Here is a 15,632-nt window from a genome sequence, read left to right as displayed (position 1 = left end):
ATCAGGGCGCGAAGCGCCTGTCATTATTCCCCAGCATGGAGATCAAGCGGCTCCGCCGCGACAATCGCAACCCTCTCCGCGCCTCTGCGTGAACCTCTTTCTTCCTTTCCCTTACCGAACGAGCCACTCGCTCACTTCTTCAGATAGCGATCGAACCAGCCCAGCATCCGCGTCTCCTGATCCGCGAGGTTCTTCGGATCGCGGATGGCGTGGCCCTCGTCGGCGTAGATGACGAGTTCGGTCGGCACGTTCATCGCCTTCAGGCCGTGCCAGAATTCCAGGCTCTGCGCGGCGGGCGTCTCCACGTCGCGCTCGCCCACATACATTAGCGTCGGCGTCTTCGCGGCGCGCACGTAGCGGACGGGCGAGAGCTTGTCGTAAATGCCGGGCTCGTCATAGGCCGAGGCGCCGAAATAGGGGATCATCCACTGATCGATCCCGTTCTGCCCGTAATAAGCGACCCAGTCGCCAATGCCCGCGCCCGCCACCGCCGCCTTGAAGCGCTGGCTGTGCGTGACGGTCCACATCGTCATGAAGCCGCCATAGCTGTGGCCATAGACGCCGAGGCGCGCATCATCGATCGGCGCCTGCTTCTCCACCGCATCGATGCCGGCGAGAATGTCGGAGAGATCGCCGCCGCCGAAATCGCGCACGTTGGCGCGCACGAACGCCGCGCCCTGGCCATAGCTGCCGCGCGGATTGGGCTGGAACACCCAATACCCCGCCTTCAGGAAGGACGCGACGGGGCCGGTCCACGGGAAGCGCGGCGTGGCGGCGGAGGCCGGGCCGCCATGCACGATCGTGATCATCGGCGCCTTGTCCGCCGGGACGGTGGCGGAGGGCGCGAGCAGCCAGCCCTGCGCCTGCCGCCCCGCATTGCGCCAGCGAATATCGGTCGCGACGTTGGTCGAGACGATCGCATCATTCTCGTGGCTGATCGGCTTCATGTTATTGAGCGGGCCGAACAGGATGCGCGGCGGGGTCGCATAATCCTCCGCCACGGCCGCCGCCCACACGCCCGAGCGATCGAGCGCGACGCGGCCGTCGCCCGCGTCGATCGTCCGCGCTGCCACGATCGGCGCGGCGAGCACGCCCTTGGCCGGATCGATCACGGCAGTGCCGGTCGAGCCGCCCTGCGTGACACCCGCGATCAGCCGCGTGCCGCGCCACACCAGCGAGGTGAAGGTGGCGGCGTAACCGGGCGTCACGTTGCGCGGCGTGCCGCCCGCGATCGGCACCACATAGACATCGCCGCCGACCGATCCGAAATCGCTCATCAGCCCGCCGATGAAGGCGATGCTGGCGCCATCGGGCGCGACGCGCGGGAAGTTCATCTGCAGCTTCGGCGCGGCGAGAGTCCGCATCGCGCCGTCGATCGGGAAGGCGCGCAGGCTGGCGACCCACCATTGATTGTCGCCATTGCCCTCGGCCGCCGTGCCGACGAAGCCGCGTCCGTCCGGCGTCCAGTCATATTCATAGACGAACGTGCCCTCGGGCGAGATCAGGCGCGGCGCGCCGCCGAGCGCGGGGACGGTGGCGATGCGGCGGCTGTCATTCTTCTCGCCGATCACGCCCACCTGGCGCACGCCGGGCATGGCGGCACCCGTTTCCTTGGCGGCATCGATCGTGGCGAGGAAGGCGATCGTCCTGCCGTCCGCCGACCAGCGCGGATTGGCCATCAGGCCCTTCACGCTCGTCACCCTGGCGACGGTGCCGCCGTCCAGCCGATAGAGCGTCGCCTCGCCCCGTCCGCTCGCGACGAAGGCGAGCGTCTTGCCGTCGGGCGACCAGGAGAGGCCGTCATAGCGGCACACGTCGCACGGATCGTAGCCCATCGGGCGAGCGCGGCCGGTCGTGTCGCGGATCGTGACGATACCGTGGCCGGCGGCCGGCGCGCCCGCCGCGTGGAGGCTGTCCACCGTGGCGATGCGCTTGCCCGACGCATCCATCGCCAGCGCCGCATATTTGGCGAGCGCCGCGGACGGGACGGGTGCGGCTTTGGCGGGGGTGGCGGCGGGAGCGAGAGCGGCGGCGGCGATCAAAGCGAACATCGGCAAACGGCATCCATTCAAGGCGAAGGCGCGCGCCATGCGACGGGCGTGGCAGGGTTGCAAGCGCTGCAGTTTCCGATTGCGAAGCGGCGCAGTAGAGGAAGGCGCCTGTCGCGGGAGAAGAGTGATGATCGATCTCTATTACTGGCCCACCCCCAACGGCCATAAAATCACGCTTTTCCTCGAGGAAACCGGCCTTCCCTACCGCATCGTGCCGATCGACATCGGAAAGGGCGAGCAGTTCGCCCCCGATTTCCTCGCGATCGCGCCCAACAATCGCATGCCCGCGATCATCGATCACGAACCCGCCGACGGCGGCGCACCGCAGAGCGTGTTCGAGAGCGGCGCGATCCTGATCTATCTCGCGCTGAAGACCGGCCGTTTCTACGGCGACACGCCGCGCGCCCGCACCGAGATCCTGCAATGGCTGATGTGGCAGATGGGCGGCCTCGGCCCGATGGCCGGGCAGAACCACCATTTCTCCCAATATGCGCCCGAGAAGATCCCCTATGCGATCGATCGTTACGTGAAGGAAACGAACCGGCTTTATGGCGTGCTGGATCGCCGTCTGGCCGATCGCGCCTTCCTCGCCGGCAGGGACTATTCGATCGCGGACATGGCCGCCTATCCCTGGATCGTACCGCACGAGCGACAGGGCCAGAAACTGGAGGATTTCCCGAACCTTGAGCGCTGGTTCGGCGCCATCGCCGCCCGGCCCGCCACGGTGGCGGCCTATGCCAAGGGCGAGGCCATCCGCGCCTCCGGCCACCAGATGACGGACGCCGAGAAGAAAATCCTGTTCGGCCAGACCGCCGCCACCTCCGCCACCCCGAACATCCCCGCATGACGGCGGCGCCCGCAGCCGGCGCCTCGCGCCACGCCGTCTATTTCGTGCTGCTGGCGGTGCTGATCGATGCGATCGGCTTCGGCATCGTGCTGCCGGTGCTGCCCGATATCGTGATGAAGCTGGGCCATGTCGATCTGCCGGAGGCGACACGGATCGGCGGGTGGCTGGGCGTGGTCTATGCCGCCGTGCAATTCCTCTCCGGGCCGCTGGTGGGCAATCTGGGCGACCGCTTCGGGCGGCGGCCGGTGTTGCTGGGCGCGCTGGCCGGGTTCGCGATCGATTATGCGCTGATGGGGTTCGCGCCCTCGCTCGGCTGGCTGTTCCTCGGCCGCGCACTGGCCGGCCTGTTCGGCGCCTCGTTCGGCCCGGCGGGCGCGGCGCTCGCCGACATGTCCACGCCCGACGAGCGCGCGCGCTATTTCGGGATGATGGGCGCGGCCTTCGGCATCGGCTTCGTCGTCGGGCCCGCCATCGGCGGCCTGCTGGGCGAATTCGGCCCGCGCGCGCCCTTCCATGCGGCGGCGGCGCTGGCGACGGTCAATCTGCTGTTCGGCCTGTTCCTCTTCCCCGAGACGCTGAGGCTGGAAAACCGCCGCCCGTTCAGCCTGCGCCGCGCCAATCCGGTGGGTGCCTGGCAATCGCTGGGCAAGCTGCACGGCGTGATCCCGATCAGCGTCGCCGCCTTCTTCTGGCAGGTGGCGAGCATGATCTATCCGGCCACCTGGGCCTTCTTCGCCATCGCCGCCTTCGGCTGGTCGCCGGGCATGATCGGCGCCTCGCTGGCGGTGGTCGGCCTGCTGATGGCGTTCGGGCAGATGGTGGTCGTCGGCCCGATCGTGAAACGGCTGGGCGAGCGATCCTCGGTGCTGCTCGGCATGGCGGCGGCGATCGGGCAATTCGTCTGCTACATTGTCATTCGCGAAGGCTGGATGGTGTTCGCGGTGATGCTGCTCCAGCCGATCCAGAGCCTCGTCTTCCCGGCGATGAACGGGCTGATGTCGCGCAAGGTGCCGCCGGATGCGCAGGGCGAATTGCAGGGCTTCAACGGCAGCGTGGCCGCGATCGGCGCGATCATCGCGCCCGCCTTGTTCAGCCCGGCGCTCGCTTATTTCACCAGCGACGCGGCGCCGTTCCGCTTCGTGGGCGTGGGCTTCGCGATCGCGACCGTGCTGGGCCTGATCTCGATGGCGATCCTCTCGGTCGCCGGCCGGGGTCAGGATCAGATCCCGCCGTCGACGCCCATGTAGCCGGCCTCGGCCAGGCGCACGAGCAATTCGCCCGTGCAGCGGGTGAGCAGGTCCGCGTCGGTCGCGCGGATCACGAAGTTCGCGCCGGTGCGCCCTTCGCGGAAGAAGGGATAGGAGCCGATCTGGCAGCCGGGATGATCCGCCTCGGTCAACCGCAACAGCTCCGCCACCGCGCTCTCCCCCACCCAGCAGCCGATCGTGCGCGATAATACCGGCAGGCCACCCTCCAGCGTGCCGGTCAGCGCATCCAGCATGCGCGCGGCGATATTGGGCACGCCCGCGAGGATGAAGATGTTGCCGACGCGGATGCCCGGCGCGCCCGACATCGCATTCTCGATCAGCGAGGCGCCCTCGGGCGTGCGCGCCATCCGCAGGCGCGCATCGCTCAGCCCCCCGCGATCGACATAATAATCCTCCAGGATCGCGCGGGCACGCGGGTGGATCACGACCGGCACGCCGAGCGCGGCGGCGATCGCATCCACGGTGATGTCGTCGTGAGTCGGGCCGATGCCGCCCGTCGTGAACAGATAATCGTTGCGGGCGGCGAGAATCGTCACCGCCTCCCCGATCGCCTCCATCCGGTCCGCCACCACGCGCACCTCGGCCAGGCGGATGCCCTGCACGTTGAGCCAGGTGGCGATCTGGGCGACGTTGCGATCCTGCGTGCGGCCCGAGAGAATTTCGTCGCCGATCACCAAAAGGGCGGCGGTCCAGATCCGGGTGGGCTCCATCCCCGCCCCCATAGCGCCGCCCGCGCGACTGGCAAAGCGGCGCCCGTCGTTCTATATCGGTGGCATGACCCATTATCAGGCGATCACTGCGGACGACGTCGTCCAGCGCACCGGCTCGATCAAGCTCTACGGCCAGGACGGATTCGAGGGGATGCGCCGTGCCGGTCGGCTCGCCGCCGAGATCCTCGACGCGCTGGCGGCGCATATCGTGCCCGGCGTGACGACCGAGGAGATCGACCGGATCGTCTATGACATGACGATCGCGGGCGGCGCCGTGCCCGCAACGCTCGGCTATCGCGGCTATACGCACAGCTGCTGCATCAGCATCAACCATGTCGTGTGCCACGGCATCCCCAGCGCCAAGACGATCAAGGACGGCGACATCGTCAATGTCGACGTGACGCCCCTGCTCGACGGCTGGCATGGCGACACGAACCGAACCTATCTGGCGGGCAACGTGCCGCTGAAGGCGAAGAAGCTGGTCGAGGTGACCTACGAATGCCTGATGCTGGGCATCGCGCAGGCGAAGCCCGGCAATCATCTCGGCGATATCGGCCATGCGATCCAGACGCATGCCGAGAAGCATCGCTACGGCGTGGTCCGCGATTTCTGCGGCCACGGCGTGGGCCGCATCTTCCACGACGCGCCCGAAGTGGTGCATGTCGGCCGCCCCGGCACCGGCCCGGAACTGAAGCCTGGCATGTTCTTCACGATCGAGCCGATGATCAATATCGGCCGCCCCGACGTGAAGGTGCTGGACGACGGCTGGACGGCCGTGACGCGCGACCGCAGCCTTTCGGCCCAGTTCGAGCATTCGATCGGCATCACCGAGACGGGCTGCGAGGTCTTCACGCTGAGCCCGACCGGGCTGCACGTGCCACATCTCGGCATGGCGGGCTGAGCCGGTAAAGCCCGACTTCCTGACGTCGTCACCCTGAACTTGTTTCAGGGTCCATCACCTGACCGTTGCGCCAAGCGGAACGGTTGGTCGATGGATGCTGAAACAAGTTCAGCATGACAGTCTTGGGTAGGCGAGGGTCTTTAACCGGCCCGCACGGTCATCCTCGGGACAGGCTGCGGCATTTCGGGCCGCACGATTTCCGCGAGCAGGAAGGGCGGCTCCGGCTCAATGTGCCGGCTCCTGAGGCGCTGCAGCACCAGCGCCTCCCATTCGGCGCTGTCGTGTTCCGACTCGATTCCCAGCCAGAAATGGCAAGGATTTCTCTCACTCTCCATTGGCCATCTCCCCGGCCCGGCCATTTTCTGGCTCAAGGAGATGATACCGGAGTTCGGAGAAGGCCGCCAGCGGGGCCGGAGGGTGTCCCCATACCGCCCATAGCGGTCAATCGTGCTCCTGCGAACGCAGGAGCCCAGAGTTGCAAGCGCTGCGCCCGAAGCCCTGGGCTCCGGCTTTCGTCGGAGCACGATAAGGTCGGCGCCCTCTCAGCCCAGATTGCGCTTGAACAAAGCCAGCATCTCGCGCCAGCCGCGCTCGGCCGCGTCCTTGTTGTAGATGGGGAAATCGGGCTTCATCCAGCCGTGATGCGCGCCCGGATAGATTTCGGCGCGATGCGTCACGCCCGCGTCCGTCAGCGCCTTTTCCATCCGCTCAGCCATTTCGGACGGATAGCTGGGATCCTCGTCGGCCCCGGCGACATAGACCTCGGCCTTCATCTTAGGCGCGAGCAGATGCGGGCTGTCCGGCTTGTCGGAGGCGATGTTGCCGCCATGATAGCTGGCGGCCGCCACCACGCGATCCGGGAAGCTGCCCGCCGCCGCCAGCGCCATGCCGCCGCCCATGCAGAAGCCGACCGTGCCGATCGCCTCGCCCTTCACGTCATCGCGCGTGTCGAGATACTCCAGCAGATAGCGCGTATCCTCGGCCGCCTTGAGCGGGCCGGTCAGCGCCATGTGCGGGCCGATGATCGCCATCAGATCGCCGGTCGCGAACGCCTCGGTCGGCGTCGGGATATGATAGTCGCCCGAGCGGTAGAAGAGATCGGGCAGCAGCGCGAGATAGCCGTTGGCGGCGAGACGATCCGCCACCTGCACCAGCGCCGGACGCATGCCGAGCGCGTCCATATAGACGATCACCGCCGGCCAGGGTCCGGCGCCTTCCGGCGTCACGACATGCGCCGGGCAGATGCCATCGGCCGTGCGGATCGAAACCTGTTCGTGCGGCATCGTGAACTCTTTCCTGTGGGGGATAAGCGCCACGTGCGCGCGCCCTCCGCGATCGTCAAGCGGAGGACAAAGCGGGTCGTCGATCCGGGCGATCATCCTGCCGAAATGACAGTGGTTCTGCCGCAATCAGCGCAGCAGCATCGCGCCTTCGATCACGGTGACGCAGCGCCCGCCCAGCACGACGCGATCGCCCTCCAGCCGGCAGGTCATGTGCCCGCCCCGCGTCGAGGCCTGAAAGGCGGTGAGGCTCGTCCGCCCCAGCCGCTCCGCCCAATAAGGGACGATCACGGCATGCGCAGAGCCAGTGACGGGATCCTCGTCGATCCCCGCGCCGGGCACGAAAGCGCGGCTGACGATATCGGTCGTGTCGCCGGGCGCGGTCACGATCGTCAGCCAGTCGCCGAAGCGGGCCAGCGCGCGGAAGTCGGGATCGCAGGCGCGCACCGCCGCCTCGTCCGCCAGCACGACCACGCCATAATCCATCTCGTGCCACAGCGTTTCGACCACGGCGGCAGGGTCGATCCCGAGCGCCGCGACCACCTCCGGCAACGGCTTGGGCGCGGGCACCCAGGCGGGGAGCGAGAGGGCATAACCCTCGCCCGCGCGCGCCACCTCCAGCACGCCCGCGCGGCGCGTGCGGAAGCGGAGGCGCTCCCGATCGCCCATCAGCGCATGGCCGGTGGCGAGCGTGGCATGGCCGCACATCGCCGCCTCGGTGGTGGGGGTGAACCAGCGCAGTTCATACTCCGCCTCGTCGCCCACCGCCAAAGGCACGGTGAAGGCGGTTTCCGCGAGATTGTTCTCCACCGCGATCGCCTGCAGCAGATCGTCGTCCAGCCACGCCTCCAGCGGCATCACCGCCGCCGGATTGCCGGTGAACGGGCGATCGGCGAACGCGTCGACCTGCGTGAGCGGCAGGCGCATCACGGGTAGAGCAGGCCTTCCGTCCAGCCGCCCTCGACGCGCGCGAACAGGCGGCGTTCGTGCAGGCGATGCGCGCGATCCTGCCAGAATTCGATCCGCTCGGCCGCGACGCGATAGCCGCTCCAGTGCGGCGGACGCGGCACGGGGCCGCCTTCGTAGCGCGCCTTCACCGCTTCGAACCGCGCCTCGAACGTGGCGCGATCGTCCAGCGGGCGCGATTGATCGGATGCCCAGGCGCCCAGCTGGCTGTCGCGCGCCCGGCTGGCGAAATAGGCGTCCGCCTCCTCGGGCGATACGGTGGAGACCGGCCCCTCGATCCGGATCTGGCGCCGCAGCGACTTCCAGTGGAACAGCAGGGCAGCGCGCGCCACATCCGCCAGATCGCCCGCCTTGCGGCTCTGCTGGTTGGTGTAGAACACGAAGCCACGCGCATCATGCCCCTTCAGCAGCACCATCCGCGCCGCCGGCTGGCCGGCTGCGGATACGGTGGCGAGCGTCATCGCGACCGGATCATTGGGCTCGGACGCCTTAGCCTCGTCCAGCCAGGCTTCGAACAGGGCATCGGGATCGGTGGTGGTCAGGGGGCTGCTCATGGAGCGGCTCTATAGGCCGGGCGCGGGCACGCGCGAAGCGGACAAAGCGACATAGGGACGGAAGGATGCATGCTCTCTCGATACCCGTTCGTGCTGAGCGAAGTCGAAGCACGTGCTACACACGATGTCGCTTGAGGCACGTCCTTCGACTTCAGCCCACGGGCTGAAGTTTATCCTGAGCGCCTGCCTTGGCAGGCAGTCGAAGGGCTCAGGACGAACGGGTTGTCCCGTGCACGTTGCGCCCTCACTTTCCCGCGAACAGAAAGGCCACCGCCCCCATCAGGCACAGGAAGGCCGCCGCGTGGCGCCAGTGGAGCGGTTCGCCCAGCACCAGCACCATGAAGCCGCCGAACACGACCAAAGCGATCACCTCCTGCACGATCTTCAGCTGCCCGGCCGACCAGCCATGCGCGTAACCGATCCGGTTGGCGGGCACCGCGAAGCAATATTCGACGAAGGCGATGCCCCAGCTGATCAGGATCACCACCAGCAGCGGTTTGTTCATCCCGCCCTTCAGATGCCAGTACCAGGCGGTGGTCATGAACAGGTTGGAGAGGATGAGCAAAGCGATCGTAGGCATGCCCGCGGATGTATCGTGCGGGCGGGCCGTACGCCAATCCGCCCCTCCCCTTTTTCCGGGCGGCCGAAATCGCCTACACCCGGCCGATCCAACCCGATCCCGCGAGGCCGATCCGATGCTGCCCTTTCTCTTCCTCGCCACCGCGGCCCTCACCGTGCCGGAGCGCGCCGCGATCATGGCGCCGGTGGATGCGGCCTTCGCCGCGATCGCCGCGCATGACGGGCAGGCGCTGCGCGCACAGACCTGGGGCAATGGCGGCGTGACGGTTTCGTCCGTGAAAAACGGTGCCGGCAGCGTCCGCCAGCTCAACTGGGCGCAGTTCGCCGACGCGATCAGGCCGAGCGCCGAAACCTACGAGGAGAAACTCGGCACCGCGACCGTGCGCGCGGACGGCGACATCGCGGTGGTCTGGGGCGCCTACACCTTCCTGATCGACGGCAAGATCCACCATTGCGGCGTCGATCATTTCCAGCTGACCCGCATTGCCGGCGAATGGAAAATCAGCAACCTCAGCTGGACCACGCGCGAGACGGACTGCGAGGAGCCCGCGGCGGCGCCGAAAAAGGTGCGGACGCGGACACGGAAGCGGGGCGCGGAATAAGCCTCTCTCGCCCCCTTTCACGTCCTGCCAGCGAAGGCTGGCATCCATCCCTCTATCGGCAATCGCCCCAGTTGCGGACATTGCGCAAGCTCGTCACTTTGGACCGATGAACTTCCAATCGCTGATGGACGAACGCTTGCCGGTTTGGACGGCCCTGAGCGAATTGTTCCTCGATACCGAGCTTCAAGAGGATGACATTGCTCGTATTGTCGCCGTGCTGGCGAGATCGCCATATAGCTCGCGCGAAGTAGAAGCCATTTTGAAGAACGAAGTATCGCCAGCCTTCGCTGCAAATCTGCTTTCAATCGCAGGAGAGTGGCAGCCGTGGCCGGAGGCTCAAGTCCGCGAAATCATGGAGCGGTCGATCAGGATGGCCTTATCGACCAACTTCTTCGACAGGATACGATCCTCCCTAAAACGGCGAATAATTCCACCTGAATGGCACCGCATCGCCGTTCAGCTTGTATGACCGCTAACCATCCATTACGGCTGTAGGCTTGCGTCAACCGCCCTCAGGCCGCCAGCGCCGCCGCCATATGCCGCATCGCGCGCATGATGTGCTTCTCCACCGCGCTCACGGAAATCTCCATCCGTGCGGCGATCGCGGCGCAGGGCATCTGTTCGATCCGGTGGAGCGTGAAGACCTGCGCGGTGCGCTCGGGCAGCTCGTGCAGCGCCTGCATCGCGCGCTCCAGTTCCTGCTTCCCTTCCAGCACGCGTTCGGGGCAATGTTCGTCGACCGGCTCGTGCGTGGTGCTCCACGGATCGTGGCGATCGCGCTGACGGCAGGAACTGCGACGGCGCTGATCGGTGACGACGCTGCGCGCGACCTGATAAATATAGGCGCGGCCATTCTCGATGCCGTCCGTGCGACGGCATAGATGAAGGCGCAGGGCGACGTCCTGCATCATGTCTTCGACATCGTCCGCATCGACTCGGACGGCGAAAAAGGATCGTAATCCCGGCAAGCGCTCATACAGGGCCTTGCGGACTTCGCCGCGCGGCTCAATCGTTGCTGCGTCTGTCCCCATGAACATAGATCGCCCCTGCCATCTGTTCTGTCTTCCTGCAGACGCCCTCTCTGCCCTCAATCGATCATGTCTGGGGTCTAACCGTCAAGACAGTGAGCCATACCTTTTCGGGCAATGGCGTTAGCTTTTGCGCATGGATGTTGCGGGAAAGTCGCGATCCGTGCAGGACCATGTCGTGCGGTTATGGGCGACCCAAGCCTCGGAAACGGCAAAGCCATTGACGTAGTTGTGAGCGCTTTGTCACAATCCGGTCAATTCCGACGAAAAGTGCGGAGGCTCGTGGGCTTGCAGGCGCCGGGCCAGGCACGGAAAGGCGGGCACCGGGGGGAGGGATCATCGCACAACTCGAATCATCGAGAGCCATGATCCGGTGACGATCGGTGACAAGGGGCCGGCTATCGACCGATGGGTGCAAGGACGCCCCGGCACAGGAGCCCCTCAGCCACGCGGACATCATCATAAGAGGGGGAATTCAGGCATGACGACCGCCACGACATTCGCAGTGCGCGCCGCAAAGGCAGCGGCAGCTCTCGGCCTCCTCGTGTCGGCTGCCACCGCCGCGCTTGCCGCCGATTATGACGTTCTGATCCGCGGCGGCACTCTCTATGACGGCACCGGCTCGCCCGCGAAGAAGGGCGACATCGCCATCAAGGGCGACAGGATCGTCGCGGTCGGCGTGGTCCCGGCCTCGGCCACGGCCGACAAGGTGGTGGACGCCACCGGCAAATACGTCACTCCCGGCTTCATCGATCCGCACAGCCACGCCGTGCCCGGTATCGCCACGGCCGAACTGGCCGGCGCCAAATCGATCCTGACGCAGGGCATCACCACCGTCTTCGCCAATCCCGATGGCGGCGGCCCCGGCGATCTCGCGCCGCTGATCGCCGACATCGACAAGAATGTGCCCGGCGTGAACGTCATCCCGATGATCGGCCACAATGGCGTGCGCTCGGCCGTGATGGGCCTCGCCAATCGCCAGCCCACGCCGGTCGAACTCCAGAAGATGGAAGGGCTCGTCGACAATGCGATGAAGCTCGGCGCGTGGGGCTTCTCGGATGGGCCCTTCTACATTCCCGCCAAATATTCGAAGACGGACGAGATCGTCGATCTGGCGAAGGTCGCCGCCAAATATCCGGGCTCCTTCTACATCAGCCATATCCGCGATGAATCGAGCTACGATATCGGCGTGATCGCCGCGATCCAGGAACTGATCACGGTCTCACGCCAGGCCCATATCGAGGGCATCGTCACCCACATGAAGATGTTGGGGCCGGAAGTGTGGGGCAAGTCGGCCGAGGCGATCCGGATCATCAACGCCGCCCGCGCCGAGGGTCTTTCGATCTGGGCCGATCAATATCCCTATGCCGCCTCGGGCTCGGGCCTCCAGCCCTCGCTGGTGCCGGGCTGGGCGCAGGAAGGTGGGCCGGATGCGATCGCCAAGCGCCTCGCCAATCCGGAGCAGGCGGCGGTGATCCGCAAGGAGATGGTCCGCAATCTCGCCCGCCGCGCAGGGGCCAACGCGATCATGATCCGCAGCTACGCGCCCGATCCCTCGCTGGAGGGCAAGCGCCTCGACGAGATCGCCCGCGCCAAAGGGCAGGATCCGATCGATACCGCGATCGACATGCTCAAGAAGGGCGGCGCCGGTATCGTCTCGTTCAACATGAACGAGAAGGATGTCGAGGCGATCATGAAGCAGCCGTGGACGATGACGTCCACCGACGGCAGCCTCGTCACCTTCGGCAAGGGTGCCGAGCATCCGCGTGCCTATGGCGCCTTCCCGCGCAAGCTGCGTCTCTATACGCTCGATCGGCATGTGATCACGATGGAGCAGTCGATCCATTCGATGACGGGCCTGCCCGCCCATGTCTTCAAGATCCCGTTCCGGGGCGAGCTGAAGACCGGCAATTTCGCCGACGTGGTCGTGTTCGATCCGAAGACGGTGCGCGACACCGCGACCTACAACAATCCGCACTCTTATTCGGTCGGCATGGATTATGTGTTCGTGAACGGCAAGCCGGCCATCTGGGCCGACAAGGTCACGCCCGATCATTATGGCAAGGTGCTGCTGCGGCAGGAGAATCCGCCGTCGGCGGCCACGGCGCAGATGATGCCGCCCGCCACATCGGGCCGGGTGGAATAAGCGGATGAAGATCGTTCCGATGGCCGGCATTGCGCGGCTCGGCATCGTTGCCGGGCTGCTTGCCGCGACTGCCTCGTTCGCGACGGCAGCGGCGGCCGCCGACTATGACGTGCTGATCCGGGGCGGCACCGTCGTCGACGGCACCGGCGCGGCCCGTCGCAAGGCGGACGTGGCGGTGAAGGGCGAGCGGATCGTGCTGGTCGGCGCGATCCCGGCCTCGGCCACGGCGGACAAGGTGGTGGATGCCACCGGCGAGTATGTCGTGCCGGGCTTCATCGACGCGCACAGCCATGTGACGATGCCCGGCATCCTCACGCCCGAGCTGGCGCCCGCCAAGCCGGTGCTGCTGCAGGGCATCACGACGGTGATGATCAACCCGGACGGCTTCGGCCCGGCCGATCTGAAGCCGCAGATCGATGCGATCGAGAAGCAGGTGCCCGGCATCAACGTGGTCCCGATGATCGGCCATAATGGCGTGCGAGAAGCCGTGATGGGCATCGCCGATCGCCAGCCCACCCCGGCCGAACTCCAGAAGATGGAAGGCTATGTCGATGCGGCGATGAAGCTCGGCGCCTACGGCTTTTCGGACGGCCCCTTCTACGTGCCCGGCAAATATTCGAAGACGCCGGAGATCGTCGATCTGGCGAAGGTCGCGGCCAGATATCCGCACGCTTTCTACATCAGCCACGTCCGCGACGAATCCAGCTACGACATCGGCGTCCTGAATGCGATCCAGGAGCTGATCACCGTCTCGCGCGAGGCGAAGCTGCCCGGCATCGTCACGCACATGAAGATGCTGGGGCCGGACGTGTGGGGCAAGTCGGCCGACGCGATCCGGATCATCGACAAGGCCCGCGCCGAGGGCCTGTCGATCTGGGCCGATCAATATCCTTATGGCGCGTCGGGATCGTCGCTTCAGGCGTCGCTCGTGCCCGGCTGGGCGCAGGAAGGCGGCCCCGAGGCGATCGCCAAGCGCCTGCAAAATCCCGAGACGCGCGCGAAGATGCGACCGGAAATGGTCCGCAACCTCGCCCGGCGCGGGGGTGCCAACGCGATCCAGATCGCGAAGTACGAGCCGGATCCCTCGCTCAACGGCAAGCGTCTCGACGAGATTGCCCGCGCGAAGGGGCAGGATCCGCTCGATACGGCGATCGACATGCTCATCAAGGGCAACAGCGCGCCCGATGGCATGCCGCTCGGCGGCGCCTTCATCGTCTCGTTCAACATGAACGATGCCGACATCGAGAACATCATGAAGCAGCCGTGGACGATGACCTCCACGGACGGCGGCCTCTCCAAATTCGGTTCCGGCACCGAGCATCCGCGTGCCTACGGCGCCTTCCCGCGCAAGATTCGCAAATATGTGCTGGATAAGCCGGTGATCCCGATGGAGCAGGCGATCCATTCGATGACGGGCCTGCCCGCGCAGGTCTTCACCATTCCCGAGCGCGGCGTGCTGAAGGCCGGATATTATGCCGACATCGTCGTGTTCGATCCGGCGAAGATCCGCGACATGGCGACCTATGAAAAGCCGGACGCCTATTCGGTCGGCATCACCACCGTCCTCGTCAACGGTCACGAGGCCGTCGACGGCGGCGCCGTGACCGATCACCGTTACGGCCGCGTCCTGTTGCGCGGCCGGAGCTGACCCACGGAAAGGCCTGCCCGCCGATGAATATCGAGGTTGCGACGAAGCCGGAGGCGCGGGCCTGGGGCGCTAAACTCTCCGCCGAGATCGGCAAGGCCGTGCTGGGCCAGCAGGCGATCGTCGAGCGGATGCAGATCGCGCTTTTGGTCGGCGGCCACGTGCTGTTGGAAGGCATGCCGGGCCTCGCCAAGACGCTGCTCGTGAAGTCGCTGGGCGCAGCCCTCGGCCTCGATTTCGAGCGAATCCAGTTCACGCCGGACATGCTGCCGTCGGACGTGGTCGGCACGATGGTCTATTCGCCCACCGACGGCAGCTTCTCGCCGCATCACGGGCCGATCTTCGCCAATCTGGTGCTGGCGGACGAGATCAACCGCTCGCCCGCCAAGGTGCAGAGCGCTTTGCTGGAGGCGATGCAGGAAGGGCAGGTCACGATCGGCGGTGTCACGCATCGCCTGCCCACCCCCTTCTTCGTGATGGCGACGCAGAATCCGGTGGAGCAGGAGGGCACCTATCCGCTGCCCGAGGCACAGACCGATCGTTTCCTGTTCAAGCTGCTGCTCGATTATCCGGCGCATGACGACGAGTTGGAGGTGCTGCGCCGCTGGGGCTCCGCCACGCGCGCGCCCGAAGTGCTGCCTGTCTCCAGCGGCCGCGAGATCCTCGCGCTGCGCCCTGCGCTCGACGACATTCACGTCGCGCCCGAGATCGAGGCCTATATCCTCGCGATCGTCCGCGAGACGCGCCGCCGCGCGGTTGAGGTGGTGGATGGCGTGCGGATGCTCTCCTTCGGCGCCTCGCCCCGCGCCTCGCTCGCTCTGTATCAGGCCAGTCGCGGCCTCGCCTTGCTGCGCGGACAGGGGCATGTCTCGCCCGCTTTGCTGCAGGAGATCGCGCCCGATATCCTGCGCCACCGCATCGGCCTGTCCTATGAGGCGGAGGCCACAGGCTTCACCGCCGATGCGGTCGTCGCGGCGACCCTCGCCGCAGTGGCGGTGCCTTCCTGATCGCGCCCGCGCCCTCTCCGGCCTTGGACGAGCGGGCGCGGGCAGCGC

16 protein-coding genes are annotated in these 15,632 nt (G+C 66.5%); 8 read left to right on the top strand and 8 right to left on the bottom strand.

Translation table 11 applies throughout. From position 1 onward, the window contains the following. Nucleotides 1–131 precede the first annotated feature (131 nt). Nucleotides 132–2,051: a S9 family peptidase gene (locus HL653_RS09550; protein WP_171744326.1), complete on the bottom strand. Its 1,920-nt coding sequence runs from the start codon at nucleotides 2,049–2,051 to the stop codon at nucleotides 132–134. A 127-nt stretch (nucleotides 2,052–2,178) separates the two neighbouring features. Between HL653_RS09550 and HL653_RS09545 the strand changes: the two genes are divergently transcribed. Continuing rightward, entirely contained in the window at nucleotides 2,179–2,898 is a 720-nt protein-coding gene (locus HL653_RS09545; RefSeq protein ID WP_171744325.1) for a glutathione binding-like protein, read from the top strand. Then, entirely contained in the window at nucleotides 2,895–4,145 is a 1,251-nt protein-coding gene (locus HL653_RS09540; protein ID WP_171744324.1) for an MFS transporter, read from the top strand. Before HL653_RS09545 ends, HL653_RS09540 begins: the two co-directional genes overlap by 4 nt. Here the strand turns inward: HL653_RS09540 and HL653_RS09535 are convergent. After that, nucleotides 4,118–4,876 (bottom strand): molybdopterin-binding protein, encoded by a 759-nt coding sequence (locus tag HL653_RS09535; protein WP_253717803.1) that lies wholly within the window; start codon nucleotides 4,874–4,876, stop codon nucleotides 4,118–4,120. The two genes, HL653_RS09540 and HL653_RS09535, sit on opposite strands and share 28 nt — an antisense overlap. A gap of 64 nt (nucleotides 4,877–4,940) precedes the next feature. Here HL653_RS09535 and map point away from each other — a divergent pair, with 64 nt between their 5' ends. Beyond that, nucleotides 4,941–5,777, top strand: coding sequence for a type I methionyl aminopeptidase (map, locus tag HL653_RS09530; protein ID WP_171744322.1), 837 nt, complete (start codon nucleotides 4,941–4,943; stop codon nucleotides 5,775–5,777). 140 nt (nucleotides 5,778–5,917) lie between these two features. On the opposite strand, the gene HL653_RS09525 is transcribed toward map, so the two are convergent. The 5 genes from HL653_RS09525 to HL653_RS09505 all read right to left on the bottom strand — a co-directional run bounded on the left by HL653_RS09525 (nucleotide 5,918) and on the right by HL653_RS09505 (nucleotide 9,157). Then, nucleotides 5,918–6,112 (bottom strand): hypothetical protein, encoded by a 195-nt coding sequence (locus HL653_RS09525; protein WP_171744321.1) that lies wholly within the window; start codon nucleotides 6,110–6,112, stop codon nucleotides 5,918–5,920. Nucleotides 6,113–6,319: 207 nt separating this feature from the next. After that, nucleotides 6,320–7,060, bottom strand: coding sequence for a dienelactone hydrolase family protein (locus HL653_RS09520; protein WP_171744320.1), 741 nt, complete (start codon nucleotides 7,058–7,060; stop codon nucleotides 6,320–6,322). A 126-nt stretch (nucleotides 7,061–7,186) separates the two neighbouring features. Beyond that, complete coding sequence (locus HL653_RS09515) at nucleotides 7,187–7,987, bottom strand: PhzF family phenazine biosynthesis protein (RefSeq protein WP_171744319.1); 801 nt, start codon at nucleotides 7,985–7,987, stop codon at nucleotides 7,187–7,189. Further along, entirely contained in the window at nucleotides 7,984–8,577 is a 594-nt protein-coding gene (pdxH, locus tag HL653_RS09510) for a pyridoxamine 5'-phosphate oxidase (protein WP_171744318.1), read from the bottom strand. Before pdxH ends, HL653_RS09515 begins: the two co-directional genes overlap by 4 nt. Nucleotides 8,578–8,821: 244 nt before the next feature. Continuing rightward, entirely contained in the window at nucleotides 8,822–9,157 is a 336-nt protein-coding gene (locus HL653_RS09505; RefSeq protein WP_171744317.1) for a DMT family protein, read from the bottom strand. 115 nt (nucleotides 9,158–9,272) lie between these two features. Here HL653_RS09505 and HL653_RS09500 point away from each other — a divergent pair, with 115 nt between their 5' ends. Further along, nucleotides 9,273–9,758 carry a hypothetical protein gene (locus HL653_RS09500; protein ID WP_171744316.1) on the top strand — a complete coding sequence of 162 codons (486 nt, stop codon included), beginning with the start codon at nucleotides 9,273–9,275 and terminating at the stop codon, nucleotides 9,756–9,758. Nucleotides 9,759–9,864: 106 nt separating this feature from the next. After that, nucleotides 9,865–10,227 carry a hypothetical protein gene (locus HL653_RS09495; RefSeq protein ID WP_171744315.1) on the top strand — a complete coding sequence of 121 codons (363 nt, stop codon included), beginning with the start codon at nucleotides 9,865–9,867 and terminating at the stop codon, nucleotides 10,225–10,227. A 43-nt stretch (nucleotides 10,228–10,270) separates the two neighbouring features. Here HL653_RS09495 and HL653_RS09490 read toward each other — a convergent pair whose 3' ends face one another. After that, on the bottom strand, nucleotides 10,271–10,669 hold the full coding sequence (locus HL653_RS09490; protein ID WP_171744314.1) for an RNA polymerase sigma factor: 399 nt from the start codon (nucleotides 10,667–10,669) through the stop codon (nucleotides 10,271–10,273). A gap of 598 nt (nucleotides 10,670–11,267) precedes the next feature. Between HL653_RS09490 and HL653_RS09485 the strand changes: the two genes are divergently transcribed. From HL653_RS09485 to HL653_RS09475, 3 genes are read left to right on the top strand one after another with little or no spacing between them, the layout of a single operon-like run. Beyond that, nucleotides 11,268–12,932, top strand: coding sequence for an amidohydrolase family protein (locus HL653_RS09485; RefSeq protein ID WP_171744313.1), 1,665 nt, complete (start codon nucleotides 11,268–11,270; stop codon nucleotides 12,930–12,932). A gap of 4 nt (nucleotides 12,933–12,936) precedes the next feature. After that, nucleotides 12,937–14,580, top strand: coding sequence for an amidohydrolase family protein (locus tag HL653_RS09480; protein ID WP_171744312.1), 1,644 nt, complete (start codon nucleotides 12,937–12,939; stop codon nucleotides 14,578–14,580). 23 nt (nucleotides 14,581–14,603) lie between these two features. Then, entirely contained in the window at nucleotides 14,604–15,584 is a 981-nt protein-coding gene (locus HL653_RS09475) for a MoxR family ATPase (RefSeq protein WP_171744311.1), read from the top strand. Nucleotides 15,585–15,632 lie beyond the last annotated feature (48 nt).

Origin of the sequence: Sphingomonas sp. AP4-R1, from assembly GCF_013113735.1 — a bacterium.
GTDB lineage: Bacteria > Pseudomonadota > Alphaproteobacteria > Sphingomonadales > Sphingomonadaceae > Sphingomonas_I.
This window is presented reverse-complemented; position numbering and strand designations above follow the sequence as displayed.

Coding starts and splice junctions, on each gene's coding strand:
- HL653_RS09550 (WP_171744326.1), bottom strand. CDS start 2,051: ATGTTCGCTTTGATCGCCGCCGCCGCTCTCGCTCCCGCCGCCACCCCC.
- HL653_RS09545 (WP_171744325.1), top strand. CDS start 2,179: ATGATCGATCTCTATTACTGGCCCACCCCCAACGGCCATAAAATCACG.
- HL653_RS09540 (WP_171744324.1), top strand. CDS start 2,895: ATGACGGCGGCGCCCGCAGCCGGCGCCTCGCGCCACGCCGTCTATTTC.
- HL653_RS09535 (WP_253717803.1), bottom strand. CDS start 4,876: ATGGAGCCCACCCGGATCTGGACCGCCGCCCTTTTGGTGATCGGCGAC.
- map (WP_171744322.1), top strand. CDS start 4,941: ATGACCCATTATCAGGCGATCACTGCGGACGACGTCGTCCAGCGCACC.
- HL653_RS09525 (WP_171744321.1), bottom strand. CDS start 6,112: ATGGAGAGTGAGAGAAATCCTTGCCATTTCTGGCTGGGAATCGAGTCG.
- HL653_RS09520 (WP_171744320.1), bottom strand. CDS start 7,060: ATGCCGCACGAACAGGTTTCGATCCGCACGGCCGATGGCATCTGCCCG.
- pdxH (WP_171744318.1), bottom strand. CDS start 8,577: ATGAGCAGCCCCCTGACCACCACCGATCCCGATGCCCTGTTCGAAGCC.
- HL653_RS09505 (WP_171744317.1), bottom strand. CDS start 9,157: ATGCCTACGATCGCTTTGCTCATCCTCTCCAACCTGTTCATGACCACC.
- HL653_RS09500 (WP_171744316.1), top strand. CDS start 9,273: ATGCTGCCCTTTCTCTTCCTCGCCACCGCGGCCCTCACCGTGCCGGAG.
- HL653_RS09495 (WP_171744315.1), top strand. CDS start 9,865: ATGAACTTCCAATCGCTGATGGACGAACGCTTGCCGGTTTGGACGGCC.
- HL653_RS09490 (WP_171744314.1), bottom strand. CDS start 10,669: ATGATGCAGGACGTCGCCCTGCGCCTTCATCTATGCCGTCGCACGGAC.
- HL653_RS09485 (WP_171744313.1), top strand. CDS start 11,268: ATGACGACCGCCACGACATTCGCAGTGCGCGCCGCAAAGGCAGCGGCA.
- HL653_RS09480 (WP_171744312.1), top strand. CDS start 12,937: ATGAAGATCGTTCCGATGGCCGGCATTGCGCGGCTCGGCATCGTTGCC.
- HL653_RS09475 (WP_171744311.1), top strand. CDS start 14,604: ATGAATATCGAGGTTGCGACGAAGCCGGAGGCGCGGGCCTGGGGCGCT.